This is a genomic window from Thalassotalea crassostreae, from assembly GCF_001831495.1.
GTDB classification, from domain to species: Bacteria; Pseudomonadota; Gammaproteobacteria; order Enterobacterales; family Alteromonadaceae; genus Thalassotalea_A; species Thalassotalea_A crassostreae.
Map to the genome: position 1 here is coordinate 3,795,168 of NZ_CP017689.1, position 19,208 is coordinate 3,814,375.

33 protein-coding genes are annotated in these 19,208 nt (G+C 37.4%); 2 read left to right on the plus strand and 31 right to left on the minus strand.

The features are described 5' to 3' along the window. Positions 1-5: 5 nt before the first annotated feature. Positions 6-443 carry a DUF2141 domain-containing protein gene (locus tag LT090_RS16360; RefSeq protein WP_226996502.1) on the minus strand — a complete coding sequence of 146 codons (438 nt, stop codon included), beginning with the start codon at positions 441-443 and terminating at the stop codon, positions 6-8. A gap of 156 nt (positions 444-599) precedes the next feature. Between LT090_RS16360 and LT090_RS16365 the strand changes: the two genes are divergently transcribed. Then, on the plus strand, positions 600-1,433 hold the full coding sequence (locus LT090_RS16365; protein ID WP_070796020.1) for a LytTR family DNA-binding domain-containing protein: 834 nt from the start codon (positions 600-602) through the stop codon (positions 1,431-1,433). Positions 1,434-1,449: 16 nt separating this feature from the next. Here the strand turns inward: LT090_RS16365 and LT090_RS16370 are convergent, their stop codons facing one another. The 20 genes from LT090_RS16370 to LT090_RS16465 all read right to left on the minus strand — a co-directional run bounded on the left by LT090_RS16370 (position 1,450) and on the right by LT090_RS16465 (position 14,040). Next, a complete protein-coding gene (locus LT090_RS16370) occupies positions 1,450-1,815 on the minus strand; it encodes a cupin domain-containing protein (protein ID WP_068547727.1) in 366 nt (121 codons plus the stop codon). 53 nt (positions 1,816-1,868) lie between these two features. Continuing rightward, the gene (locus LT090_RS16375; RefSeq protein ID WP_226996503.1) at positions 1,869-2,219 is read right to left on the minus strand and encodes a DUF5329 family protein; all 351 of its coding nucleotides are present in this window, start codon (positions 2,217-2,219) and stop codon (positions 1,869-1,871) included. A 283-nt stretch (positions 2,220-2,502) separates the two neighbouring features. Then, a complete protein-coding gene (locus tag LT090_RS16380; RefSeq protein ID WP_068547726.1) occupies positions 2,503-2,748 on the minus strand; it encodes a DUF3297 family protein in 246 nt (81 codons plus the stop codon). A gap of 147 nt (positions 2,749-2,895) precedes the next feature. Next, complete coding sequence (locus LT090_RS16385) at positions 2,896-3,918, minus strand: acyltransferase family protein (RefSeq protein ID WP_068547725.1); 1,023 nt, start codon at positions 3,916-3,918, stop codon at positions 2,896-2,898. A 52-nt stretch (positions 3,919-3,970) separates the two neighbouring features. Next, positions 3,971-4,324, minus strand: a complete 354-nt coding sequence (locus LT090_RS16390; RefSeq protein ID WP_068547724.1) for a DUF1428 domain-containing protein — start codon at positions 4,322-4,324, stop codon at positions 3,971-3,973. A 127-nt stretch (positions 4,325-4,451) separates the two neighbouring features. Beyond that, the gene (locus tag LT090_RS16395) at positions 4,452-5,057 is read right to left on the minus strand and encodes a uracil-DNA glycosylase family protein (RefSeq protein ID WP_193408710.1); all 606 of its coding nucleotides are present in this window, start codon (positions 5,055-5,057) and stop codon (positions 4,452-4,454) included. Positions 5,058-5,124: 67 nt separating this feature from the next. Next, positions 5,125-5,601 (minus strand): DM13 domain-containing protein, encoded by a 477-nt coding sequence (locus LT090_RS16400; RefSeq protein WP_068547723.1) that lies wholly within the window; start codon positions 5,599-5,601, stop codon positions 5,125-5,127. Positions 5,602-5,623: 22 nt separating this feature from the next. After that, positions 5,624-6,421, minus strand: coding sequence for a class I SAM-dependent methyltransferase (locus LT090_RS16405; RefSeq protein WP_068547722.1), 798 nt, complete (start codon positions 6,419-6,421; stop codon positions 5,624-5,626). A gap of 49 nt (positions 6,422-6,470) precedes the next feature. Continuing rightward, a complete protein-coding gene (locus LT090_RS16410) occupies positions 6,471-6,983 on the minus strand; it encodes a hypothetical protein (RefSeq protein ID WP_068547721.1) in 513 nt (170 codons plus the stop codon). A 61-nt stretch (positions 6,984-7,044) separates the two neighbouring features. Next, positions 7,045-7,632 (minus strand): DUF6151 family protein, encoded by a 588-nt coding sequence (locus tag LT090_RS16415; RefSeq protein WP_068547720.1) that lies wholly within the window; start codon positions 7,630-7,632, stop codon positions 7,045-7,047. Positions 7,633-7,735: 103 nt separating this feature from the next. Beyond that, on the minus strand, positions 7,736-8,698 hold the full coding sequence (locus LT090_RS16420; RefSeq protein WP_068547719.1) for an MBL fold metallo-hydrolase: 963 nt from the start codon (positions 8,696-8,698) through the stop codon (positions 7,736-7,738). Between the two features lie 11 nt (positions 8,699-8,709). Continuing rightward, positions 8,710-9,318: a DUF1287 domain-containing protein gene (locus LT090_RS16425; RefSeq protein ID WP_068547718.1), complete on the minus strand. Its 609-nt coding sequence runs from the start codon at positions 9,316-9,318 to the stop codon at positions 8,710-8,712. A gap of 124 nt (positions 9,319-9,442) precedes the next feature. Continuing rightward, positions 9,443-9,808: a DoxX-like family protein gene (locus LT090_RS16430; protein ID WP_068547717.1), complete on the minus strand. Its 366-nt coding sequence runs from the start codon at positions 9,806-9,808 to the stop codon at positions 9,443-9,445. Positions 9,809-9,922: 114 nt separating this feature from the next. After that, the gene (locus LT090_RS16435; RefSeq protein ID WP_068547716.1) at positions 9,923-10,825 is read right to left on the minus strand and encodes a TolB family protein; all 903 of its coding nucleotides are present in this window, start codon (positions 10,823-10,825) and stop codon (positions 9,923-9,925) included. A 74-nt stretch (positions 10,826-10,899) separates the two neighbouring features. Next, positions 10,900-11,322: a GNAT family N-acetyltransferase gene (locus LT090_RS16440; RefSeq protein WP_068547715.1), complete on the minus strand. Its 423-nt coding sequence runs from the start codon at positions 11,320-11,322 to the stop codon at positions 10,900-10,902. Between the two features lie 96 nt (positions 11,323-11,418). Beyond that, on the minus strand, positions 11,419-11,856 hold the full coding sequence (locus LT090_RS16445; RefSeq protein ID WP_068547714.1) for an acyltransferase: 438 nt from the start codon (positions 11,854-11,856) through the stop codon (positions 11,419-11,421). Positions 11,857-12,011: 155 nt separating this feature from the next. Next, entirely contained in the window at positions 12,012-12,500 is a 489-nt protein-coding gene (locus LT090_RS16450; RefSeq protein WP_068547713.1) for a GNAT family N-acetyltransferase, read from the minus strand. Between the two features lie 21 nt (positions 12,501-12,521). Next, on the minus strand, positions 12,522-13,115 hold the full coding sequence (locus LT090_RS16455; RefSeq protein ID WP_068547712.1) for a hypothetical protein: 594 nt from the start codon (positions 13,113-13,115) through the stop codon (positions 12,522-12,524). Between the two features lie 64 nt (positions 13,116-13,179). Beyond that, a complete protein-coding gene (locus LT090_RS16460; RefSeq protein ID WP_082897264.1) occupies positions 13,180-13,566 on the minus strand; it encodes a VOC family protein in 387 nt (128 codons plus the stop codon). Positions 13,567-13,632: 66 nt separating this feature from the next. Next, complete coding sequence (locus tag LT090_RS16465) at positions 13,633-14,040, minus strand: GFA family protein (RefSeq protein WP_068547711.1); 408 nt, start codon at positions 14,038-14,040, stop codon at positions 13,633-13,635. Between the two features lie 201 nt (positions 14,041-14,241). On the opposite strand from LT090_RS16465, the gene LT090_RS16470 reads away from it, so the two are divergent. Continuing rightward, on the plus strand, positions 14,242-14,892 hold the full coding sequence (locus tag LT090_RS16470; RefSeq protein ID WP_068547710.1) for a class I SAM-dependent methyltransferase: 651 nt from the start codon (positions 14,242-14,244) through the stop codon (positions 14,890-14,892). Positions 14,893-14,910: 18 nt separating this feature from the next. Here the strand turns inward: LT090_RS16470 and LT090_RS16475 are convergent, their stop codons facing one another. The 10 genes from LT090_RS16475 to LT090_RS16520 all read right to left on the minus strand — a co-directional run bounded on the left by LT090_RS16475 (position 14,911) and on the right by LT090_RS16520 (position 19,162). Further along, on the minus strand, positions 14,911-15,360 hold the full coding sequence (locus LT090_RS16475; RefSeq protein ID WP_068547709.1) for a nuclear transport factor 2 family protein: 450 nt from the start codon (positions 15,358-15,360) through the stop codon (positions 14,911-14,913). A 23-nt stretch (positions 15,361-15,383) separates the two neighbouring features. Beyond that, positions 15,384-16,031: a DUF4386 family protein gene (locus tag LT090_RS16480; protein ID WP_068547708.1), complete on the minus strand. Its 648-nt coding sequence runs from the start codon at positions 16,029-16,031 to the stop codon at positions 15,384-15,386. A gap of 119 nt (positions 16,032-16,150) precedes the next feature. Continuing rightward, positions 16,151-16,396: a Rho-binding antiterminator gene (locus LT090_RS16485; protein WP_068547707.1), complete on the minus strand. Its 246-nt coding sequence runs from the start codon at positions 16,394-16,396 to the stop codon at positions 16,151-16,153. A 63-nt stretch (positions 16,397-16,459) separates the two neighbouring features. Then, positions 16,460-16,813: a DUF2200 domain-containing protein gene (locus tag LT090_RS16490; RefSeq protein WP_068547706.1), complete on the minus strand. Its 354-nt coding sequence runs from the start codon at positions 16,811-16,813 to the stop codon at positions 16,460-16,462. Positions 16,814-16,861: 48 nt separating this feature from the next. Further along, on the minus strand, positions 16,862-17,272 hold the full coding sequence (locus LT090_RS16495) for a hypothetical protein (protein ID WP_068547705.1): 411 nt from the start codon (positions 17,270-17,272) through the stop codon (positions 16,862-16,864). 52 nt (positions 17,273-17,324) lie between these two features. Next, the gene (locus tag LT090_RS16500; protein WP_226996504.1) at positions 17,325-17,576 is read right to left on the minus strand and encodes a hypothetical protein; all 252 of its coding nucleotides are present in this window, start codon (positions 17,574-17,576) and stop codon (positions 17,325-17,327) included. Positions 17,577-17,670: 94 nt separating this feature from the next. Further along, the gene (locus LT090_RS16505) at positions 17,671-17,952 is read right to left on the minus strand and encodes a type II toxin-antitoxin system Phd/YefM family antitoxin (protein WP_068547703.1); all 282 of its coding nucleotides are present in this window, start codon (positions 17,950-17,952) and stop codon (positions 17,671-17,673) included. A gap of 186 nt (positions 17,953-18,138) precedes the next feature. Beyond that, positions 18,139-18,483, minus strand: a complete 345-nt coding sequence (locus LT090_RS16510; RefSeq protein ID WP_068547702.1) for a hypothetical protein — start codon at positions 18,481-18,483, stop codon at positions 18,139-18,141. Between the two features lie 107 nt (positions 18,484-18,590). Next, entirely contained in the window at positions 18,591-18,884 is a 294-nt protein-coding gene (locus LT090_RS16515; RefSeq protein ID WP_068547701.1) for a HigA family addiction module antitoxin, read from the minus strand. Then, positions 18,884-19,162, minus strand: coding sequence for a type II toxin-antitoxin system RelE/ParE family toxin (locus tag LT090_RS16520; RefSeq protein WP_068547700.1), 279 nt, complete (start codon positions 19,160-19,162; stop codon positions 18,884-18,886). The genes LT090_RS16515 and LT090_RS16520 overlap by 1 nt, the downstream gene beginning before the upstream one ends. Positions 19,163-19,208 lie beyond the last annotated feature (46 nt).

Below are 19,208 nucleotides of genomic sequence, written 5' to 3' on the forward strand. Positions count from 1 at the left end.
AACTCCTAGTAAATCACTTCTGTTTTATTAACAACTTGCTGATCTTTACCGACCTCAAATTTGATTTCGCTGTAATCAACTGGCCCGTAATTAGGTTTCGCATTGTTTGAAAAGCCGTAACCTTCCGTCGGCATACCAAATAAATTAGTCGCCATTTCACCATTGTCATCTTGGTCGTGAAAAAAACGTAAGGCATATTCACCTTGCTCAATATCAGCAAATGACACTTTAGTAATACCTTCTTTGGCGACAACTATCGTAGCGTTGTGAGCTTTACCTTGTTGGTAATTGTCTTCACCTTTAAATAGTTGAATGTATAGTTTCCCTTTCGCTTGGACACCGGAAATTTCAAAGGTAATATTACTGGCATTGGCAGATTGAGCAGAAAGTGAAAGTAATAAAGCGGCTATAGTATTTGATGTACGATTAAAAATTTTCATCATTGATCCTTTTATATTTTATTTGTAGTCTTGTTGTTTATACGCAGTCGTTGCGCCGTGTTTAAAACAAGATAGAATGTGGTTTAGTTGATCAAAAGTTATGTTTCGTGAAGTGCTTCAAAAACTTCGTAAAATACACAAAAAAAGGTGAATGTACCGTTGACGAATCGTGAAACACCCCAGCAAAAACAAGGGACAGAGCCACTTTTTACCCGTAAAAGGGTGATTAGCAGTTTATTTATATCGATTTGCGTTGGCTTATTTATTGGCTATTTAGCACCTTTTGGGATGGGCCAATTGTCTATATGGATATCGATTGGTTATTGGGTTTCTACTTGTATAATTGGTTACTTTATTTACGCACCATCGATGCATTTCGTAGATATTCTATTGCAAGATTCAATTAACATTCGTTGGCATCGGGTTGCTGTTGGCACGTTACTCGGTAGTTTTTTAATGGGCTTTACTGTCCCAGTATGCACTTGGCTATTTTTCAATATGCCGATTAATTACCAGGTTCAATTTTTCCAAGTTTTCCCAAAAGCGGTCGTGATTGGTGGTGCAATTAGTATCATTACCATGATGAGAGACCATATTAAGCAGCAGCAACAAGAACTAGAATTGAAAGAGCTCGAGGCGAAAAATAGTCAGCTGCTTCCGAACAATCTAGAAAATGAAAAGTTGGCACATTTAATGGAGCAGGTACCCCTAGAAAAGCGAGGAGATTTACTTTGTTTAGAAATGGCAGATCATTACCTAAAGATATATACCGATAAAGGAAATCATCTTTTATTAATGCGCTTTAAAGACGCTATGAACTTACTCGCTAATTACCCAGGAATGCAAACTCATCGCTCGTGGTGGGTTGCTAAAGAAGCCGTTACTCATGTAAAAAAAGAAAACCGCAAAATAAGTTTAGTCTTAACTAACGATATTGAAGTACCTGTTTCTCGAACTTATCAAGACAGTATAAAACAAGCTGGATTTAATTAATCATAGATCAAATGACTTAGATCCAAACATCGTTTTCAGCAGTTAGCTCAGAGTTTCTATCGCCAGTATTAACGACATCCTTAGGCTCTATTATCATCACTTTGCATTCACTATTTGCTACCGGTTTATGCTCTTTGCCTTTTGGCACAACAAACATTTCTCCCGTATTTATGGTGACCGTACCGTCTCGAAATTCAATATCAAGTGTACCTTCAATGACAACAAACACTTCATCTGTATCAGGGTGATCATGCCAGACAAATTCGCCTTTAACCTTTACTAACTTGAATTGGTAATCGTTCATTTCGGCAATAACTCGGGGCGACCAATGTTCATTGAACTTGGCTAACTTTTCTTCAAAATTAATGGCCTTAAATGACATTTAGACTCCAATTATATTGTGCAAAGGAATCAGAAACTAAACAGCTTTCGATATTATTTTTTTGCCAACCGATAACGCTTTAGCTCTGATAATAACCAATCTTTACTGTTAACAACTGCTTTATCCGCACAATGAATTTTATAATACTTGCCGGACATTTTACTTTTTGTTGCTGAGTATTTAATAAAATCTTCTGTAGTCTCAATATCGTCTCGATAATACTCATATTTTTTATTAATATGTTCAGCCGCTTCACTACCGGTATGCATCGTACCGTTTCGTTCATACTTACATTGTGTAGACTCTACATAGCTTAGTAAATGATTGATCTCATCAGCGCTTGTAGCAAACGAATTAAATGAAATTAACGATAGTAAAATAAAAATTGATTTACTAATATTCAACTGAAGCTCTCCTTGTTTATAAACATAATACGACCAGTATATGGCTAGCATTATTGATTTAAACACAAAGTAATTGACACACTCAAGCCGTAGTTTGTATCTAAGTATTTCTGCTAAATATGGTTGGAATAATTTGAAAGCATCAATTGCTTTGGCAATTTCAGTTTGATTGGGAAAGCGTAGAAAAATATCGATTTATCAACCGTTGTCACATTCATTTAGTGAAATAAATTGAATAATAACAACGGTTAAGTTTTTAGGCGTTTGCTAAATTTTATTGTTATTAACAATAGTATGCTTCAACAGTACCTTTAAGTTTAATCAGCATTGGCTGACCACGGCGGTCTAATGCTTTTGGTGATGCAATTTTTATCCAACCTTCGCTAATACAGTACTCTTCAACATCAGTGCGTTCTTTACCGTTAAAACGGATACCAATATTGTGTTCAAAAACTTCTTTTACGTAATGTGGGCTGCGCGGATCAATGGCAAGACGATCCGGTAACGTTGGTTGATTAGTGTCGCTCATAATTATGACCTGATTTGAATTGAAAGTAGCTTATTGTAGGCAATAAAAGCTAGGCACTCAACAACGAGTGAGAGAACAACAGATAAATTTTGCTTTCGTTGCCGGTCTATTTCGATCTTATACCGGCGCTATTGACTGCTTTGCTGTTCAACTTTGGCTGCTTGAGTTCGTAGTTTTTACTCGGATAAATTGAGCAATTGGCTTTTCAAAATATCGATAGGATATGTATGCCAATAAAAGACTCACCGCTAATGACAATAACAGTTTAAGCTCGATGTTTAAATTTAGTTGATTCACTTGCATGATTACGGGTAGGTGCAACAAATAAAGCGAGTACGATATCTTGCCAATAACGTCCCCTACTTTATTGGCTAATAAGATGTTGTTGTCTGGCACTAAAAATACGATACAAAAAAACACCGTACTCATAACTAACAACACTTCATAGCTTAGCCACATTTTGTGCTTGGCGTCGGTATTAACGGGGCTAAGCTCAGGGTACATCAACGGGATCAAGCATAGAACCAATACCAACCAATGTTGTTTCATATATGTAGGGATGTTCAGCTTTTTATAATTCAGGCCAAACACTACGCCGACAAAAAATAGCGGCAGTGACCTGATCACATTAAACATATTATAAGGAACGCCGTAAATATCACCGTAAATTCGCGGAAAATTAGTCAAAAACAGTATTATCAGCACCGCTACAATCGCCAAATAAATATAGCCAGATCTATGATTGCTTAGTGACCAAAAGACAATAAAAATTAAATAGAACTGAACCTCTGGAGGTATTGACCACAGCACTCTATCGCCAACCATGAATAAAAAATGACCTAATAACGAGTTGAAATCGGGAATTTGATACAGTACATCACTGCCAGCTTGAGATAAAAAATACGAGGCGAACACGATAAGCAGATAAAGCGGAACAACTCTGCCAATTCGCGCAACTATATAATGTTTAATGTTGTCTTTGCTAAACGCTTTGTCTAAATATAAATAAGACATGAGAAAGCCGCTCAACAAGAAAAACAGCATTACGCCGTATGCGCCTGAGCCACCACCTAAAGCGCCATCAAGCCAATGAGTTACATCACTAAAGTGAGTGATGAAAACAATAAGAGCGGCAATTGCTCGCAACGAATTTAACTTTCTAATTTCCAATCTTTTTTCTACTTATTCATTGCCATTAATATACATTGGTTTGGGGACTTTTCTATTCATTTACAATCATATTGAAGCCACCAAAAATCATACGCCTGCCATCGAACGGCATTGGGTTAACCTCAGATGATAATCTTGGGTCTTCCATTGCTTTATTGATGCCTTCATCACGCACCTCTTTTGACGGCCAAACAACCCAAGAAAAACAAACAACTTCATTCTCTTCGCATTTTACCGCTAACGGAAATGAAGTAACCTCACCATCGGGCACATCATCCCCCCAACAATCTGCGACATTAAGCGCGCCGCATTCCTTAAAAACCTGAGCCGCATCAAAAGCATGTTTTACATATTGCTCTTTATTTTTTTTTGGAACAGCCAAAACAAAACCATCTACATAATTCATTTCATTTCTCCTAGCCTTCTATTTTTCCAGAGTAAAGGTAGCTCGATTGTTAATAAAATTTATATTGCCTTATACCCTAAGTTTATTAAAATGCCATCTAGATAGAGATAAACAGCGACCATAAACATTAACGCGGCTTCGCTAAAATCTCTTCCACTCGACTACGCAATTTAGGGACAAGTTCATTTGCAAACCAAGGATTGCGTGTTAGCCAAGGGTTATTTCTCGGACTTGGATGGGGTAAAGGCACTACATTAGGCCAGTATTCTTGCCACGCTAAAACATTGTCAGTTACCGAATTAACAGCGTCTGGAAGGTGATACGCTTGCGCATACTGACCAATGACTAAAGTGAGCTCAACCGCTGTTAATTGTGCCAGTAATTTTTGACGCCATGCTTTTGCACATTCTGAACGAGGAGGTAAATCTCCAGATGCCCCTTTGCCCGGATAACAAAAGCCCATAGGTAAAATGGCAACGGATTTAGGATCATAAAACTCTTCCTTAGACATACCTAACCAATCGCGTAATCGATTGCCACTGGCGTCATCAAACGGTATGCCAGATTTATGGACTTTCAATCCAGGTGCTTGTCCGACTATCAAAATACGTGATTGACGATCGAGCTGTACCACAGGTCTTGGACCTAAGGGCAAGTATTCACTACAAATTTCACAACTTCGAACGTCACGGATTAAAGAATTAAATTGCTGTTCTACATCGATAGACTTCAAAAATTCCCCTCATATAGGTATATGTTTGCTAGCGATACTTATTATCGATGCCTCTTGGCGATACCTCTCATCGATATTGGGCGGCAGTAATAAACTCACTAAACGCTTCGCACCAAACAATGACAGTATTAAATTTTGATAAATCGATACTTTGATCGACAGGCACCATAAAATTATCAAAAGTTTTAACGTCACCAACGAGTGTCATTTGAGTTTTTAGTTGTTCAAACTCTGCTTCTGTTTCGACAAACTCAGGCGACAAATAAAGTTTGTACTCAGGACCTGGAGCAAGTTCGCCTAAAAGGGTTATATAATGTTGACTAAGCGATACTTTGCCTTCGCCCCAATGAAGTGTATCGCTACCTTTTAACTCGCGTACAAACTCAGTTTGATAGTCAGCTTCACTGACAACCGCATTTATTTCTAAAGCGCTTGGGGCTGGCGGTGCAGCAAGTATCGGTAATACATAAATGCCGATAACAAAGCCTACGGCCAACATAGAAATATGGGTGAAAGATAACAATATAATTTTCTGAATTTTCATTTTTCGTGCCTGTTAACTTATTTTATTGTTTATTTTGTTTCACTGACAAACCTGTTTTGCGCGCTTTAATTGTATAAATCAATGGCACTTGTTGTCCTTTAGATATCATTTCAAAGCCAAGTTCTGGCACATGTTTTAGGCCTTCAAAACAATCATATGGACTGTATGGATATTCGTTAAATAATTCAATATTTAGTCCAACAGATATAAGCGCATTAACAACCTCACTGATTGAATGTGCCCATGTAACCACAGTTGATGTTTCACCGTCGCAGTTTTCAGTATAGGTACCTTCTTCTTCTACATCAGGATCAACTTGAGGAAAATAAGAATAGCCACTGAGCAGATCGTTAAATGGGTGAAACTCAACCAGATGAAACTCTCCACCGATAGAAAGTGAATCTTCAATTAACTGTGCCCAGCGTGTTAAGTCTGGCAACCAACAAAGAACGCCGTAAGAGGTATAGACGATGTCAAATTGTTCACTATTGTGAGCACCAAAGTTATAGATATCATCAGCTATAAACTTCGCATCTAAACCGAGATCCAAGTTAAGTTGTTTGGCTTGCGCTATTGCTGCTGTGGATAAATCAACGCCGGTAACCTTAGCGCCCAATCTCGCCCAAGATAGGGTATCTTGGCCAAAATGACACTGTAGATGCAAAAGACTTTTTCTATCGACATTGCCTAGCTGTTCGAGCTCAATTTTATTCAACGACGACTTGCCATTTTTGAATGCTTTCACATCATAGAATTTAGAATCGACATGAACCTTAGTGCGTTTATTCCACGCTTCTTTATTGATGTTTATGTAATCCATACTGTGCAAATGCCTTCTAGCCTTCGATAATAACCGTTAGCTTCATTGTTTATTGTGTAAAAGCCTTACTTTCGTCAACGACACAACTGTCGACCACGATCGGCTCATTCACTCTGCTCGTCAACCAGCACTCGTCATAAATTGAACAATAACAAAGCTCTATATCAATCGACTTATCTGCTGTTAGATATGCTTCAATATTTTCGCCACGATAAGAAATTGGATTGATAATATTTTGCGGTGACAGTATTTTGGTGCTTATGTGTGATTGCGAATAGTTTCCCAGTTTAGGCACTTCAGACCAGGTCTTTATCGCTTTAGAATTATATTCGACAACGGCATATTTTATTAAAGCAGGGCCATTTCCACTGTTGGTTACGCCATATTCAAATTTGTCACCACTGAAGCTTCGATAAATTTCAACCCTAGGCCACACTGAAGCGCGTGCATAAGAGCGATCAATGTAGGCTGAATATATTCCGACTATCGCTGTTACGATGCTAATTAATAATGCCGAAAGTGCGACGATCATTTCCGGTTTTTGATACCAATTATTATTCATATTTGACCTGTTAACTAATTATTTGCAGTCGATTAAAATAGATGTCTCAATAAAGAATAATTTACACTCTGTTATCGAACAAGGTTTTCACTTTGACTATCGTTTTTTTTCCATTAAAGAATGGCGATGGATTATTTCTTTTACCCAACAACCCCTTAAGCATAAACCCTATGACTTTAGGCATAAAGGAAAGTGGGAACCTTGGGTGTGCATCACTGGGCATATCGCCAATGGAATACTTACCAAACGCTTTAACTGTAACAGGCCCTAACACTTCAAATTTTTCTTGTTCGTCTTTAAACTTCATCAGCTTAACTGATATACCTACAAATGGAATTGTGGCTGTGGACAATGTATTAGCAATTGGCATATTGCAGCAGGCAGTATGCCATCGATATATGCCTTTTTCTTGCAACTGCACGCCTCCAATGAGGTCATGACCTTGAGTAATTCTCAAGTATTGAGGATAAGTTTGAAACAGTTCAGAACCACCATGTTGATCCAAAATCATTTCTTTATTATTTAAATACGAGGCAAATTCCTGGCAATCACAACACAAACAATGAACATGAAAAAACGAACGCTTTACGACGGTTAACTCTCCCTTTACCTTAGAGCATGCGCATTCTAATTTAACTAGTTTTGACACTTTAATTCCTTAATAAAAGTTCTGGTAAGCAAAGCTTTGTCTTTCTGTAGCAATTATCCTACTCACAAAACATACCATTAGAAAGCTAATATTTCATTACTCGCTATTGAGTAAACCAGCGAGCAACATTGGATAGTAATCTTTGCATGCCGCTCAGTGGCTTGAGTGTGAAATCATCAAATACTATTTCAGCAGGTTCAACCATTGTTTTTAGTCTAGTGTTAAGGATTGGTAACACGTCAGCACTTAAGTCAAGGCTCGCTTCATTAGGCTGATAAGTAGTTCCAATGGGGAAGTAAGCATTTGAAGAATTTTGTTTTTCTATGTGCGCTCCCATGATGGCTGATACTTCATGGTTGTTGGCAAACTCGGTTAAACGGCTAATACTAGTTCGATATGCTTGCCAGTCCTTTACGTAGATATAACCGGGGTATAGCGTATCGCCAGTGATTAACCACTTACTGTGGTGATCATAAATGCTTATTGCTTCTTCTTGGTGTCCCGGAGTCGGAATTACGGTGATTTCTCTTGTTCCAAGGTCAATTGTTTTTTCTCCATTAGGCCATTCTTGGAAGCCCCAAAACGATTTAACATTGGTCGCAGATGTGTCAATTATTTCGACGTTATCATGGCCTTCAAAATACACATCCCCTTCATAATGATCGCTGTGGCTATGTGAATGAACGACAAGTATTGATTTCATTGCTAATTGGCCTTTGCCAATTACCCGCTCTATTTGAGCGTATAATGAATACTCTGGCTTTCCGCTTAACGCGCCCGTATCGACGACTAATATTTTCTTTTCTCCAATCAAAACATAACTAAAAGGCGCCTCAAAAGTAGCACATTTATTTTGTCGAATAATAAAGCTGGTCGCATCATGCTGATAAACATCATATAAAGGGTCTTGATTGGTATCGCAATTCTTCGAACCATGGATCCACTCAGTTTTTGTAATAACTGAATTGCGTTCACCTGTTAACTCGGTTGATTGTGCATTGACCGTTACATGGCTACTGCATGAGAGAACAAGAAAAAGAGAAATGGCGAGGGTAAAAAATTTCATATACTATCCGTTTAACCTTTGTTAATTGCTTTTTTATATTTCATTGGTACAAACCGATAATGTCCGGTAATTTTATAATCAAAAATCATATCTTCCAGCATAGGACCTGAGCCAATATTATGTACAATTAAGGGATTGCCAGTTAGCGCACTCTTTTTGCCAGTGACCATACCTATATGAGGCAAGTTTCCAGGCAGCATCCAAGTGATAATATCACCTACTTTATAATCAGATTTATTTTGACTAATCACTAACTCTTCACCATGTCTCTTAAAAAACACTTGCAGATTAGGTACGCGGCGGTGATCGATATTTTTGTCAGTAGAGTTCAATCCCCAAATTCTATTTGATGGGTATAAGCTAAAGTTTTTAGCCATATCTTCATGAACTAGTTTTTGTAAATCGGTGCCAATCGTACGATAAGCTCTAATTACAACATCAGTGCATACGCCAATATTTTCAGGCACATCGCCATTGGGGTATGAAATAGAAATATAAGCGCCATTATAAGTCAAATCATGGGTTGTTCTTTCAATTAGGCTAGCTGAAATATCCTTGTCAAAATTAGTAGCACTTGCTGCAAACACGCAAAAATAAAATATTAATATTAGGTTACGCACTGGCTATCCTTAGAAAATAATACTTTTAGAAAGGTAAATGAAAGTTACCAGTTTGTTAGTGTTTTTACAGAGTTATAAACGTTGTTATCTGTAATATTTAAACCACAATACAAACGGCATCGAATTAATTATCTGATTTATTTAATAAAACTAAGCTTAACCCGATTAAAGGTATATTAGTAGTTACCGGATTAAAAGCCTCAATTAATAGTTGTGGCTGAAGAATAGCGACAAAAAGCAATAACCCTGATAAGGCTGCAATATTTAATAGAACAATACTTCGACTTTTGTAAAAAATGAGAAAGATAATGCCAAAAATAACCTCACCGATGCCTGCAGTCTTGGTAATCATGTATGAGATTTGCTCTGAAAAACCGAGGCTTGCTGTTAATGCTTTTTCAAGAGGTGCAACATGAACTAATTTAGGGAAAATACCATGATAGAGCCAGCTAACTCCGATTATATACCTTGCGACTTGGGTTAACGACACGCTCAATTTCCTTATTAAGTATCTTCTATTTCAGTTAAAGTAATTTTCATAATTTCTGTTGAATGAAGAATATGCCTAAGTTTTAATACCAAGCTTATAATTCTAGTTTAGCACCTAGAAACTCGGCCTTAGATCTTCAATCACTTGTGTACTCACCCAATAAAGGTTTGATAAACCACCTTCTTCATTGTAGCGACTAAAAAACAAATACTTACCATCAGGAGTGACGCTAGGAACTGTTTCTCCAAATTTTGAATTTACTGCTTCGCCAAGGTTTATTGGTTTTGACCAAGTACCATCTTGGTTCTTAAAGTACACATAAATGTCTTTATCTTTTCTATTTTTGTCTTCTTGGTTGCGAGCATCGACCAATAAGTAATCTTGAGATGGCGATATAAATCCGTGAACACCAAATTCAATACCAACTTCCTCTACTTGCGGATATTTACCATTTTTGAATGCCGCAAAGTATGTCTTAGATTTAAAGATATCGGTATAGAAAAGATCACCATTTTTGGCAAGTACAGCATTAAATACTTCTTCTTCGTTAATTGGCGAGTCTAGTTTTCTTGCTTCACCCCAGCCATTATTAACACGCTGAGCAACCCAAATTTTAGTATCGGTAAAATCAGGGTTATAGGCGGTAAAATATAACTCTTTACCATCAAGACTTAAAAAAGGTTCCATTTCCCCTGCTTTTCTACCTTTGGTAAAATTCGCTTTTTGAATCGGTTGCCATTTATTAGCTTTGAGTTTTGAAAAGTAGATATTCGCGGTTTCGCCTTCTTGCTGAACTGAAAAATACATTTCATTTAAAGCAGGCGAAAAGCTGATGCCGTATTCGTATCTACCATTAATTGAAACAATATCTTTTGCAAAAATTTCAGCCGTTAAGCCAGGTTCCTGTTGACCAAAGTAATCTCCTTGTAAGATCGGAAACTCATCTCCACTATAGCTTTTTGCTGTAAACATCAGAGTAGAAAACAGCATACTAAACGCAATCAAGTTGAACTTCATTATTTACCTTTTTCGTAACTTTGAAATCATTGAGTTAGTTAATTAATCTAACATAGATAAAGTGTTAATAAAGCTTATGATATTTCTTGCACCATATATAAGAATCTTTCATCCTCACTAGACACTAAGAACCCTTCTCTAATATAAAGATGCTGTGCAGGACTGATTTTAAAAACCCGCAACCTTAGGTTCGTTGCGTCTAAATTTCGTGCCAGTTGCATTGATTGCGACAGTGCTTTGGCGCCTAATCCTTGATTTTGAAATGGCTCTGCTATTTGAAGGTCTCTTAAATAGCAACCTTGATCATCAAACGATAACCGTATCGCACCGATAAGCTCATCATTGTATAGAATATCCCAATTATCTAGCCCTTGAATTTGCTCCAAAATTTTAGGTTGTTCCCAATCTACTGAGTAATGCTCATAATAAGAGCGCATATTCTGATAGGTAATTTCTGCTGATTTGGATAAATCATCAGTTGGTCGATATGAGATCAAAATTATCCTCCTTGTGCATGGTATATCGGCTTAAATAGCTTAATTCAAAAAATATAATTATGAATCAACTGTTTTGTTCGCTAACTTAGTGGCTTGTTATGTATACTGACGTGTTAAAAATAAACATATTACGATAATTGATATGTTAATCAATGCTCGAACAAACCAAGGATTTCTATGGTATGAAATGCCAAATTTCTTTGTCGCAATAACGACCAAACTCAGCATTACAAACCATGGTGTAAATAAAAATGTTAATTTCCACTTTACTAACGTTATCGCCAGATCATGCAAAGCCCCACTCACAGCAAACGTCAAAATAATGGCTAACGATACAGGAAAGTAACGACTCATTGGTTTCATTACGTTGCGAGAAAGATAGTAACCCCATACAGGGTTCCAAAATTGCCAGAATAAATAAAACGAACCCGCTCCTAACGATCGTTGAAGCATATTGGTCATTGAACCCGAATCGCCAAGAGCGACACCATTTCGTTTTTTTACATACTCTGATAACGTAATTGTTCTATGCATGCGTACCTCGAATTCTTTGTTAAAACTCTACCCACGTATTTATGTACTGTGCCAACTTGCGCGGTTTTTCAAGTGACAACATGTGACCAGAACCTGGTGTCTAGATGAGTAAATCCTTGATAGTTAAAATAGTTAGGACTAAAACTAATTAATTTTTAGGGCAAAACTTCTGAGGTTAAGTTTAAATACATAAACTGACTATTTGGATCTTCAATATAATCAGCAAAAGGTTGGCAATACTTAAAGCCGTATTTTTTATATAGCTCTCGTGCAGGTTTAAAATAATCCATTGAACCTGTCTCTAAACTTAGCCTTTGAAAACCGTTTAATTGAGCATCGTTAATTAGATGATTTAGTAATTTTGAAGCGACACCTTTGCCTCTATAATTTGCAGCCGTTCTCATCGACTTAATTTCTGCATGGCTATCGCTAAGCCTTTGATAGGCCGCGCACCCCGCTATGCTTTCACCATCCCAAATAGTCCAAAACTTCACTTGGGACGCTTTTAAGCTCGTTAAGTCTAAAGCATGTTTGCTTTCGGGCGGTGACGTTGCCTGCATATCTGCGAGGTGCTCTTCAAGAAGTGCTATAACTTGCCCTCCCGATAAGTCATCTAACTTTATTTTAAACACGATTTTATCCATTTATATCAACGCCTGCATTAGCTACTTTTCGATTTTATGCTCAATCAATTCTTCTACATACACATAGCTATCTTGTGACTGAGTAAGCTTAATAAAGGTTTTTAATGTCGGGGCATATAGATAAATATCTTCTGAATCAGCGCGATAACCTCTTGAGTTGCTTATCGTGCCTTTATATCGAATGGTGTAAGCCATGAATGTACCAGCCTCTACAGTTTCTTGTTGGTACGATAAAACTTCAGCATCTTGTATAGTGGCTCCGGTTGTACCGTCTTCGCTCGTCCACCTCTCCTCAAACTTCCACTTTTTTCCTGCCTGCAATGGCCAATGATACCGAGGTGTATCGCTTTTCTCTGGTTTGACAATATGTTTCAGCGGGATCATGCCATGCTGAGTTTTCATACTGACAACACCATTGTCATCGACTATTGTTTTTGTGTCTGTACCTTCAGCACGCACCTCTCCTGAAGATGTCGCACCTTTGTATTTCCACACCCAGGTTTCACCAATCTTATAATCGTTTAATGATGGCGGTTGCGAACCATCAAGCTCCTTCGCACTGATAGCAACGTTAATCACTAGTAGCGCGAAAAATAGTAGCCCCTGTTTTTTCATTTTAAAACGTCCTATTTTAAGGTGATGTATTAGGCTAAATTGTTGCCTTGCAATACGATAAATTTTACTCAACCACAGCCATACCTGGTGGATAATATGTAATTTCGAAACGAATGCCATCGGCGTCTTTCATAAAAAGCGCTTTAACACCATCAAAGTTTTGTATTTCAGGTACATCAAAACCACTTGCTTTCATCTTGGTTTGTAAATCAATTACAAACTCTGCAGAAGGTGCGGAAAAGCCGATATGATTCATTCCTGCACCATACCTATCATACTCTCTAGAACCTTCTTTAGCCTGATTAAATTGAAGAAAAAAACCGTTATTATCGGTCCACACAAAATCACGCAATTGAGTAAAGCCAATAAGTTCTAATAGCTTTGTATAATACGGCATACTGCCGGTTAATGATTTAACCAAAATAGTAACGTGATCGACTTTCAGTGACATGTTTTCTCCAATGTAATTTGATGTCTCTTATAGAGGCTAACAATAGTTAGCTAAAGTATTAATAAGCTATTTACGGCTCGGCTCAAATGCATCATACCTAGGCAACTGAGCATCTAGTTCTTCCCAGTTTGCCTTTGACGAAACAAAGTTATGAGAAATGGGCCTTTCTGTTATTTCTGAATCTAAAATGCCTAACCTTATCCTAAAACGAGCCGGATCTTGGTCATTAGAGCTGTAAACAGGTGACCCACAATTAGTGCAAAAATGTCTATTCCGGCCAGGTTTAAAAGAGAAGGTAGTTATTTTTTCTTTACCCGCTATGATCTCAAACTCTGCCGAATTTATGAATCCATTTGTCGCGAATGCTGTGCCACTATTTTTTCGACATAAAGAGCAATGACAGTGAATAATATCGCTGATTTCACCGTTAATTTTGACTTGAACGTCACCACATAAACACTTCCCAAGGTACATTATTTGCAATTACTCCTGATTTATAACGTTCTAAAATAAGTCAACCAAATCAAACCTAAGTAAGGCTCATATGGCAGCGCCTTTACATGGCCTGTTAAATATATGTCTTTCCTTTCTAAGCTAATCACTATAACCTGTATGCTTTCGTTTTGTCATTTATCTTTGATAGTTGGCTGAGCGCTCAATCATTGAGGCGGCCACATGACAAACTTGCGATTACGCTACCAAACCATTGAGTTTGGAAAAACAGATATTCATCTTTGTACTCTTCGAAACAAGCAAGAATTTCACGATCCTGATGGCATCGCCGAAGAGCTCGGAATTTCTTCAGCTACTTGGCCAATTTTTGGTGTTGTTTGGCCATCAAGTATGGTTCTAGCCCACCACATTTCTAACTATGACGTCGGCGTAAAACGTGTTCTAGAGGTTGGCTGTGGTACGGCCCTCAGTAGCTTATTATTAAATAAACGAGACGTAGATATTACTGCGACAGATTACCACCCAGAAGTAGGTACTTTTCTAACCAGAAACTCTGAGCTCAATGGCGATGCTGTTATTCCTTATGAAAGAACTGGTTGGGGCGATAATAATGATAGTTTAGGTCGCTTTGATTTAATCATTGGTAGTGACCTCTTATACGAAGACCAGCATATAGATTTACTTGCCAATTTTATTGGCGAACATTCTAACTCAGCTTGCGAAGTAATTATTGTAGATCCCGGCCGAGGCAGAAAAAACAAACTGGCGAAAAAGTTACTTGAATTTGGCTATGTATCGACGTTCTTTAAACCAGAGCATACCGACTATCTAGACAGCAATTTTAAAGGTTTTATTCTTAAGTTTGTGCGTTAAAATTTTTGCCTTTTTCGTTTACCAGTACTCTCTAACTAACACGATTTTTCCATCTTTAAACTCTATTAAACGCATTAACGGAGCTGGATCTACTTCGGTTTTTCCATCCATAACTATCGTCGATATATAAGCAATGGTGACGGCTTGTTTGCCATTGATTTGATTAACAACTTTAGTTGTTAAAGAGTCAGCTACGCCCATATAGCGCTTTAAACCGTCAATAAATTCAGACTTAGATAGATCAGCATTGTAATTTGGGTGTTGATAACGCATATCCTCAGCCAATAAATTGGCTACTGCATTTATGTCTGCATCTGTTGCCCCAATAACTTTCGTTTTATCGGTTAACTCAATAAACTTATTTACAATGTTATTTTCCAAGGCCGCTGAATTAAATAACACTAACATTAGCGATAACATCGACGTTAGCATCGACATTGACAATAAACGGGATAAAAATTTACGCATAACCTTCCTTTGAACCATAATTCTTATTCACTTTTACTACTCGTTAGCAGGGATATTCCTAACCAAGAAAACCAGACAATTTGGCTTACACCAAAAATTTCAGTAAAGACTTCAGCAGGAATTACCGTAAGAATGCCAACAACGCCAACGAAAATTCCTAAGTAATTAAGGCCTTTAGAAAACTCATTACCTTTTAACGCGGCAATGCTTAACAATAATACCCAAAGCCCACCGACAATTTCGTTGCCACCACCTAAACCTTCAACCACAGTGTAAATAGCTCGCCACATTGTCATCGCCTGTTCTGGATCTTTAGTTGATAACTCCAAAGCAGCTGATAACCCAATATTGGCTATCATTCCACTTGCAATAACTAAGCCCACCCAAACCACACCGAATATAGCGGCGACTTGAGACAGGATTGGGGTATTGGCTTTCAATCGGTCATTAATCGCAAGCACCAATACCGCTAACAAAATCCCAAATAGTATATACATAATGAAATTTACGATAGACAACGCGACTTGATTTTCAGCGAGAAAAGCAAACTTTTGCACAGAATTAGCATCTGCTGGGAAATTCCAAAATGCACCAAAAAACACGAAAGCTGATATGTAAATAATAGCCTCAAGAAGTGCTGCGACTCCTCCTGTTTTTTGCAGAGTTTTCATAAGTCATTCCTTTATAAAAAAATAAATTTAACATGAAATAATAGAAATAAACGACTTTAAGATGTAACAAAAACTTACACCCTATAAAAGAGTCAATAATGGACTAGAGATTCGGTATTCTATTTAAAACTTACAACCTTAAAATGTGGGTTATCTGCAAGAGCTTCCATTTTCGACACCGAATCCAATACACACAATTGTTCACTATTGTTAACTTTAATCTTTATACACTCTTCTCGACTTGTATTACGTTTAACATCCACAGCGATGCCTGTTATTTCATCACCCGATTTGAGAGTAAGTTTGATTAAATAATTATACATACAGGCTATTTCTACATAATCATGTTGTTCACAAGAGATCATCAAAGTTCACCTTTTAAAGAATTGTGCTTCCTGCTTAGTTTAGTTGCTATCATTTATGCACCACTAGGACGAACGTAAAATCTTTTCCATAGACTTTCCTTTGGCAAGCTCATCAATCAATTTGTCGAGATATCGAACCTTACGCATAAGTGGATCTTGGATCTCTTCAATACGTACTCCGCATACAACTTCCTTGATCAGAGATACATTGGGGTTGATTACTGGCGCCTCAGCAAAGAATGTAGTTAAGTCATTTTCATTCTTAATCTGTTTAATCAGAGCGATAGAGTTATAACCTGTGAGCCAACAAATAACTTGGATGACTTCCTCTTCGGTTCTGTTCTTTCTCTCTGCTTTTTGAACGTAGAGAGAATATATTTTTGCTAATACCATTGAAAATATTTTGTGTTCCGACACATCTTCACCTCAGAGAGCTCTAATGCCTAATTGAGGGGATTTTATATTTTAGTTTTTGACGACATAATTAACTGTTTTAAACGCTAATAGTACACCAAGCAATTGAAAAGCAATTATTGGTAACATTACTATGCCAATAGCCATTGTAGTTGGCAAAGATAGAGATAAGTTAACAATAAAACCAGCAATAACTCCCCTGAATGTAAACTTATTAAAATCTACAAAACTAGTTTCACTTGCTCTATATATAATGATTAAAAAGCAAAGAGCAGCGAAATAGACAGCAACGATATCACCGATGAATGTTGGTATATAGCGAACAATTGGTAGCTCAATTATTCCGAGTTTCGCGAGTAATTTCGTAAGGGGGAAGCCTATAATTAATGCACCTGCAGCTATTATAGGAGATAAAAACCAATACAATGGAAGCCCACTTATAAAATATAAAAACTTTCGCATTACTAACAACCTTTCATTAAAAGTAACGCCTAGTTAAAAAGCACGTACAAACTTAAGCAAAATATTTTGACGCCACGCCAACTGCAACAAACAAAATAATTAAAGCAATCCAATTCTTTTTTGAAGCAGCTAGATTTTCGCCGCATACAGGGCAAGTTGATGCTGTTATTGGAGTGCCATTTATATTTGCTATTCGAACTTTTGGCGCTGTAATTTCTGATTTACACTTTTTACACTTCATAAATATCCATTCGCCCCATTTCTGGCTGAGAGCCAATACGCACCGCAAGGTCAAAAACGTCATTGGTCCATTTTATTGCTGCCGAAGGTTTATCGAGAGCAATAAAATCAGCAATTGAACCTACTTTTTTATATCGCCAATGGCGACCAAACTACAATCATTGATTTAGCTTCGCCAATACTTGAGCTCGAGCATCTGAATTTGAAATTCCTTGTCCAGAAGCCAGCTGTAATTCAGCTTTTTGCACTTCTTCAAGTAGTTCTATTTTTTCCTGCATTGCTTCGTATTCCGCAACATCTAAAACAACAGCAACACCTTTCCCTCGTTGAGTTATAACTAGGGGCCTTCTTGTTTCGTTAATTTGCTTTATGAAAGAAGCAACACCTGCTCTAAATTCAGAGAGAGGTTGAATATCTTGGTCAAAATGAATACGGCTCATAAAGTACCTTTAGTTGTACAATTAGTTGTACCGTAAAATATAACCCATTATGGGAATTAAAGCCAAACTAGTTTGAGTTATAACGCCCTGTTAAGGTGCTGATAATGTTTGGCTAAAATGTGTAGCGAAGCGAAACCGAGCCAAACTTTAGCAGTCCCGACTTTATTTGCTTGTTAGGTGTAAATTCTAATTAGTAATACCAAGCTTTCTCAAACAGATAATAGACAAAATACCTAAAAAACCCAATACAACAAGAATTACTGGCGACAGCGAATCATATTCGTGATTAAAAAAAGTAGATACAAACATAACAAAAACAAGTAGAGCACAAAATGCCAGAAGACTTGAAGTTGCATATCCAAGAATCTTAACGATTAGCCCACCCTTACCATTTAATGCAAAAGCTAAACAAATAAAAGGAAGGGCAACTGGTAATAAATAGATCGGCATTTTGTTAGATATGACAACTACAATTATTACAACAGCAACAATAATGTATACGCCCGTCAATACGGCACTAAGAATATTCAACCGTCTCCCTTACACCTAACGCCAAGCTAAGCGAAAAATACAGTTAGGCTAAACTGCGCGGAGCGCGAGCCAACTGTAATTTTCCGTTTAAGCGCCTTGTTATATTTTTATGCTACCGTAAAGTTTACTGAGTGAACATTACTTAAATTAATTTGTTGTTTAGCATGCCAAAGATCATAGTTATCTTGCATTGCTAGCCAACTTTCTGGCGTTCTGCCAATTGCTTTAGATAAGCGAAGTGCCATTTCAGGAGAGATAGCACTTTGACCTTTAAGAACACGGTTTAAAGTAGATGATGCTACATCTAATTGCTTAGCTAAATAACGACAGCTAAAGCCAGCAGGCTCTAGGTAAACGTCATAGATAAACTCTCCAGGATGCGGCGGATTATGCATAGTCATTAGTGATAGTCCTCATAGTTGAGAATGTATGCATTACCATCGATAAACTCAAAAGTAATGCGCCAGTTGCCATTTACAGTAATAGACCAAATCCCGTCACGATCCCCTTTAAGAGGGTGCAATTTAAAACCGGGTAAATTGATATCATCAATTTCTTGCGCGGTATCTATTGCGGTAAGTTGCATCCGTAATTTACGTTGATGCTTAGCCTGTATTCCAGCAACACTTCCAGTTTGGAAATACTTTTTGAGGCCTTTGTGCTTAAAAGATTTAATCATGACATAAGTATAGCGTGATGCGCATCACTCGTCGAGAGAAATATAA

What these genes read in the sequence shown, in the direction of transcription:
- LT090_RS16360 (WP_226996502.1), bottom strand. Translation starts at nt 443, where the DNA reads ATGATGAAAATTTTTAATCGTACATCAAATACTATAGCCGCTTTATTA.
- LT090_RS16370 (WP_068547727.1), bottom strand. Translation starts at nt 1,815, where the DNA reads ATGTCATTTAAGGCCATTAATTTTGAAGAAAAGTTAGCCAAGTTCAAT.
- LT090_RS16380 (WP_068547726.1), bottom strand. Translation starts at nt 2,748, where the DNA reads ATGAGCGACACTAATCAACCAACGTTACCGGATCGTCTTGCCATTGAT.
- LT090_RS16390 (WP_068547724.1), bottom strand. Translation starts at nt 4,324, where the DNA reads ATGAATTATGTAGATGGTTTTGTTTTGGCTGTTCCAAAAAAAAATAAA.
- LT090_RS16400 (WP_068547723.1), bottom strand. Translation starts at nt 5,601, where the DNA reads ATGAAAATTCAGAAAATTATATTGTTATCTTTCACCCATATTTCTATG.
- LT090_RS16405 (WP_068547722.1), bottom strand. Translation starts at nt 6,421, where the DNA reads ATGGATTACATAAACATCAATAAAGAAGCGTGGAATAAACGCACTAAG.
- LT090_RS16410 (WP_068547721.1), bottom strand. Translation starts at nt 6,983, where the DNA reads ATGAATAATAATTGGTATCAAAAACCGGAAATGATCGTCGCACTTTCG.
- LT090_RS16420 (WP_068547719.1), bottom strand. Translation starts at nt 8,698, where the DNA reads ATGAAATTTTTTACCCTCGCCATTTCTCTTTTTCTTGTTCTCTCATGC.
- LT090_RS16435 (WP_068547716.1), bottom strand. Translation starts at nt 10,825, where the DNA reads ATGAAGTTCAACTTGATTGCGTTTAGTATGCTGTTTTCTACTCTGATG.
- LT090_RS16445 (WP_068547714.1), bottom strand. Translation starts at nt 11,856, where the DNA reads ATGCATAGAACAATTACGTTATCAGAGTATGTAAAAAAACGAAATGGT.
- LT090_RS16450 (WP_068547713.1), bottom strand. Translation starts at nt 12,500, where the DNA reads ATGGATAAAATCGTGTTTAAAATAAAGTTAGATGACTTATCGGGAGGG.
- LT090_RS16455 (WP_068547712.1), bottom strand. Translation starts at nt 13,115, where the DNA reads ATGAAAAAACAGGGGCTACTATTTTTCGCGCTACTAGTGATTAACGTT.
- LT090_RS16460 (WP_082897264.1), bottom strand. Translation starts at nt 13,566, where the DNA reads ATGTCACTGAAAGTCGATCACGTTACTATTTTGGTTAAATCATTAACC.
- LT090_RS16465 (WP_068547711.1), bottom strand. Translation starts at nt 14,040, where the DNA reads ATGTACCTTGGGAAGTGTTTATGTGGTGACGTTCAAGTCAAAATTAAC.
- LT090_RS16470 (WP_068547710.1), top strand. Translation starts at nt 14,242, where the DNA reads ATGACAAACTTGCGATTACGCTACCAAACCATTGAGTTTGGAAAAACA.
- LT090_RS16475 (WP_068547709.1), bottom strand. Translation starts at nt 15,360, where the DNA reads ATGCGTAAATTTTTATCCCGTTTATTGTCAATGTCGATGCTAACGTCG.
- LT090_RS16480 (WP_068547708.1), bottom strand. Translation starts at nt 16,031, where the DNA reads ATGAAAACTCTGCAAAAAACAGGAGGAGTCGCAGCACTTCTTGAGGCT.
- LT090_RS16485 (WP_068547707.1), bottom strand. Translation starts at nt 16,396, where the DNA reads ATGATCTCTTGTGAACAACATGATTATGTAGAAATAGCCTGTATGTAT.
- LT090_RS16495 (WP_068547705.1), bottom strand. Translation starts at nt 17,272, where the DNA reads ATGCGAAAGTTTTTATATTTTATAAGTGGGCTTCCATTGTATTGGTTT.
- LT090_RS16500 (WP_226996504.1), bottom strand. Translation starts at nt 17,576, where the DNA reads ATGACGTTTTTGACCTTGCGGTGCGTATTGGCTCTCAGCCAGAAATGG.
- LT090_RS16505 (WP_068547703.1), bottom strand. Translation starts at nt 17,952, where the DNA reads ATGAGCCGTATTCATTTTGACCAAGATATTCAACCTCTCTCTGAATTT.
- LT090_RS16515 (WP_068547701.1), bottom strand. Translation starts at nt 18,884, where the DNA reads ATGACTATGCATAATCCGCCGCATCCTGGAGAGTTTATCTATGACGTT.
- LT090_RS16520 (WP_068547700.1), bottom strand. Translation starts at nt 19,162, where the DNA reads ATGATTAAATCTTTTAAGCACAAAGGCCTCAAAAAGTATTTCCAAACT.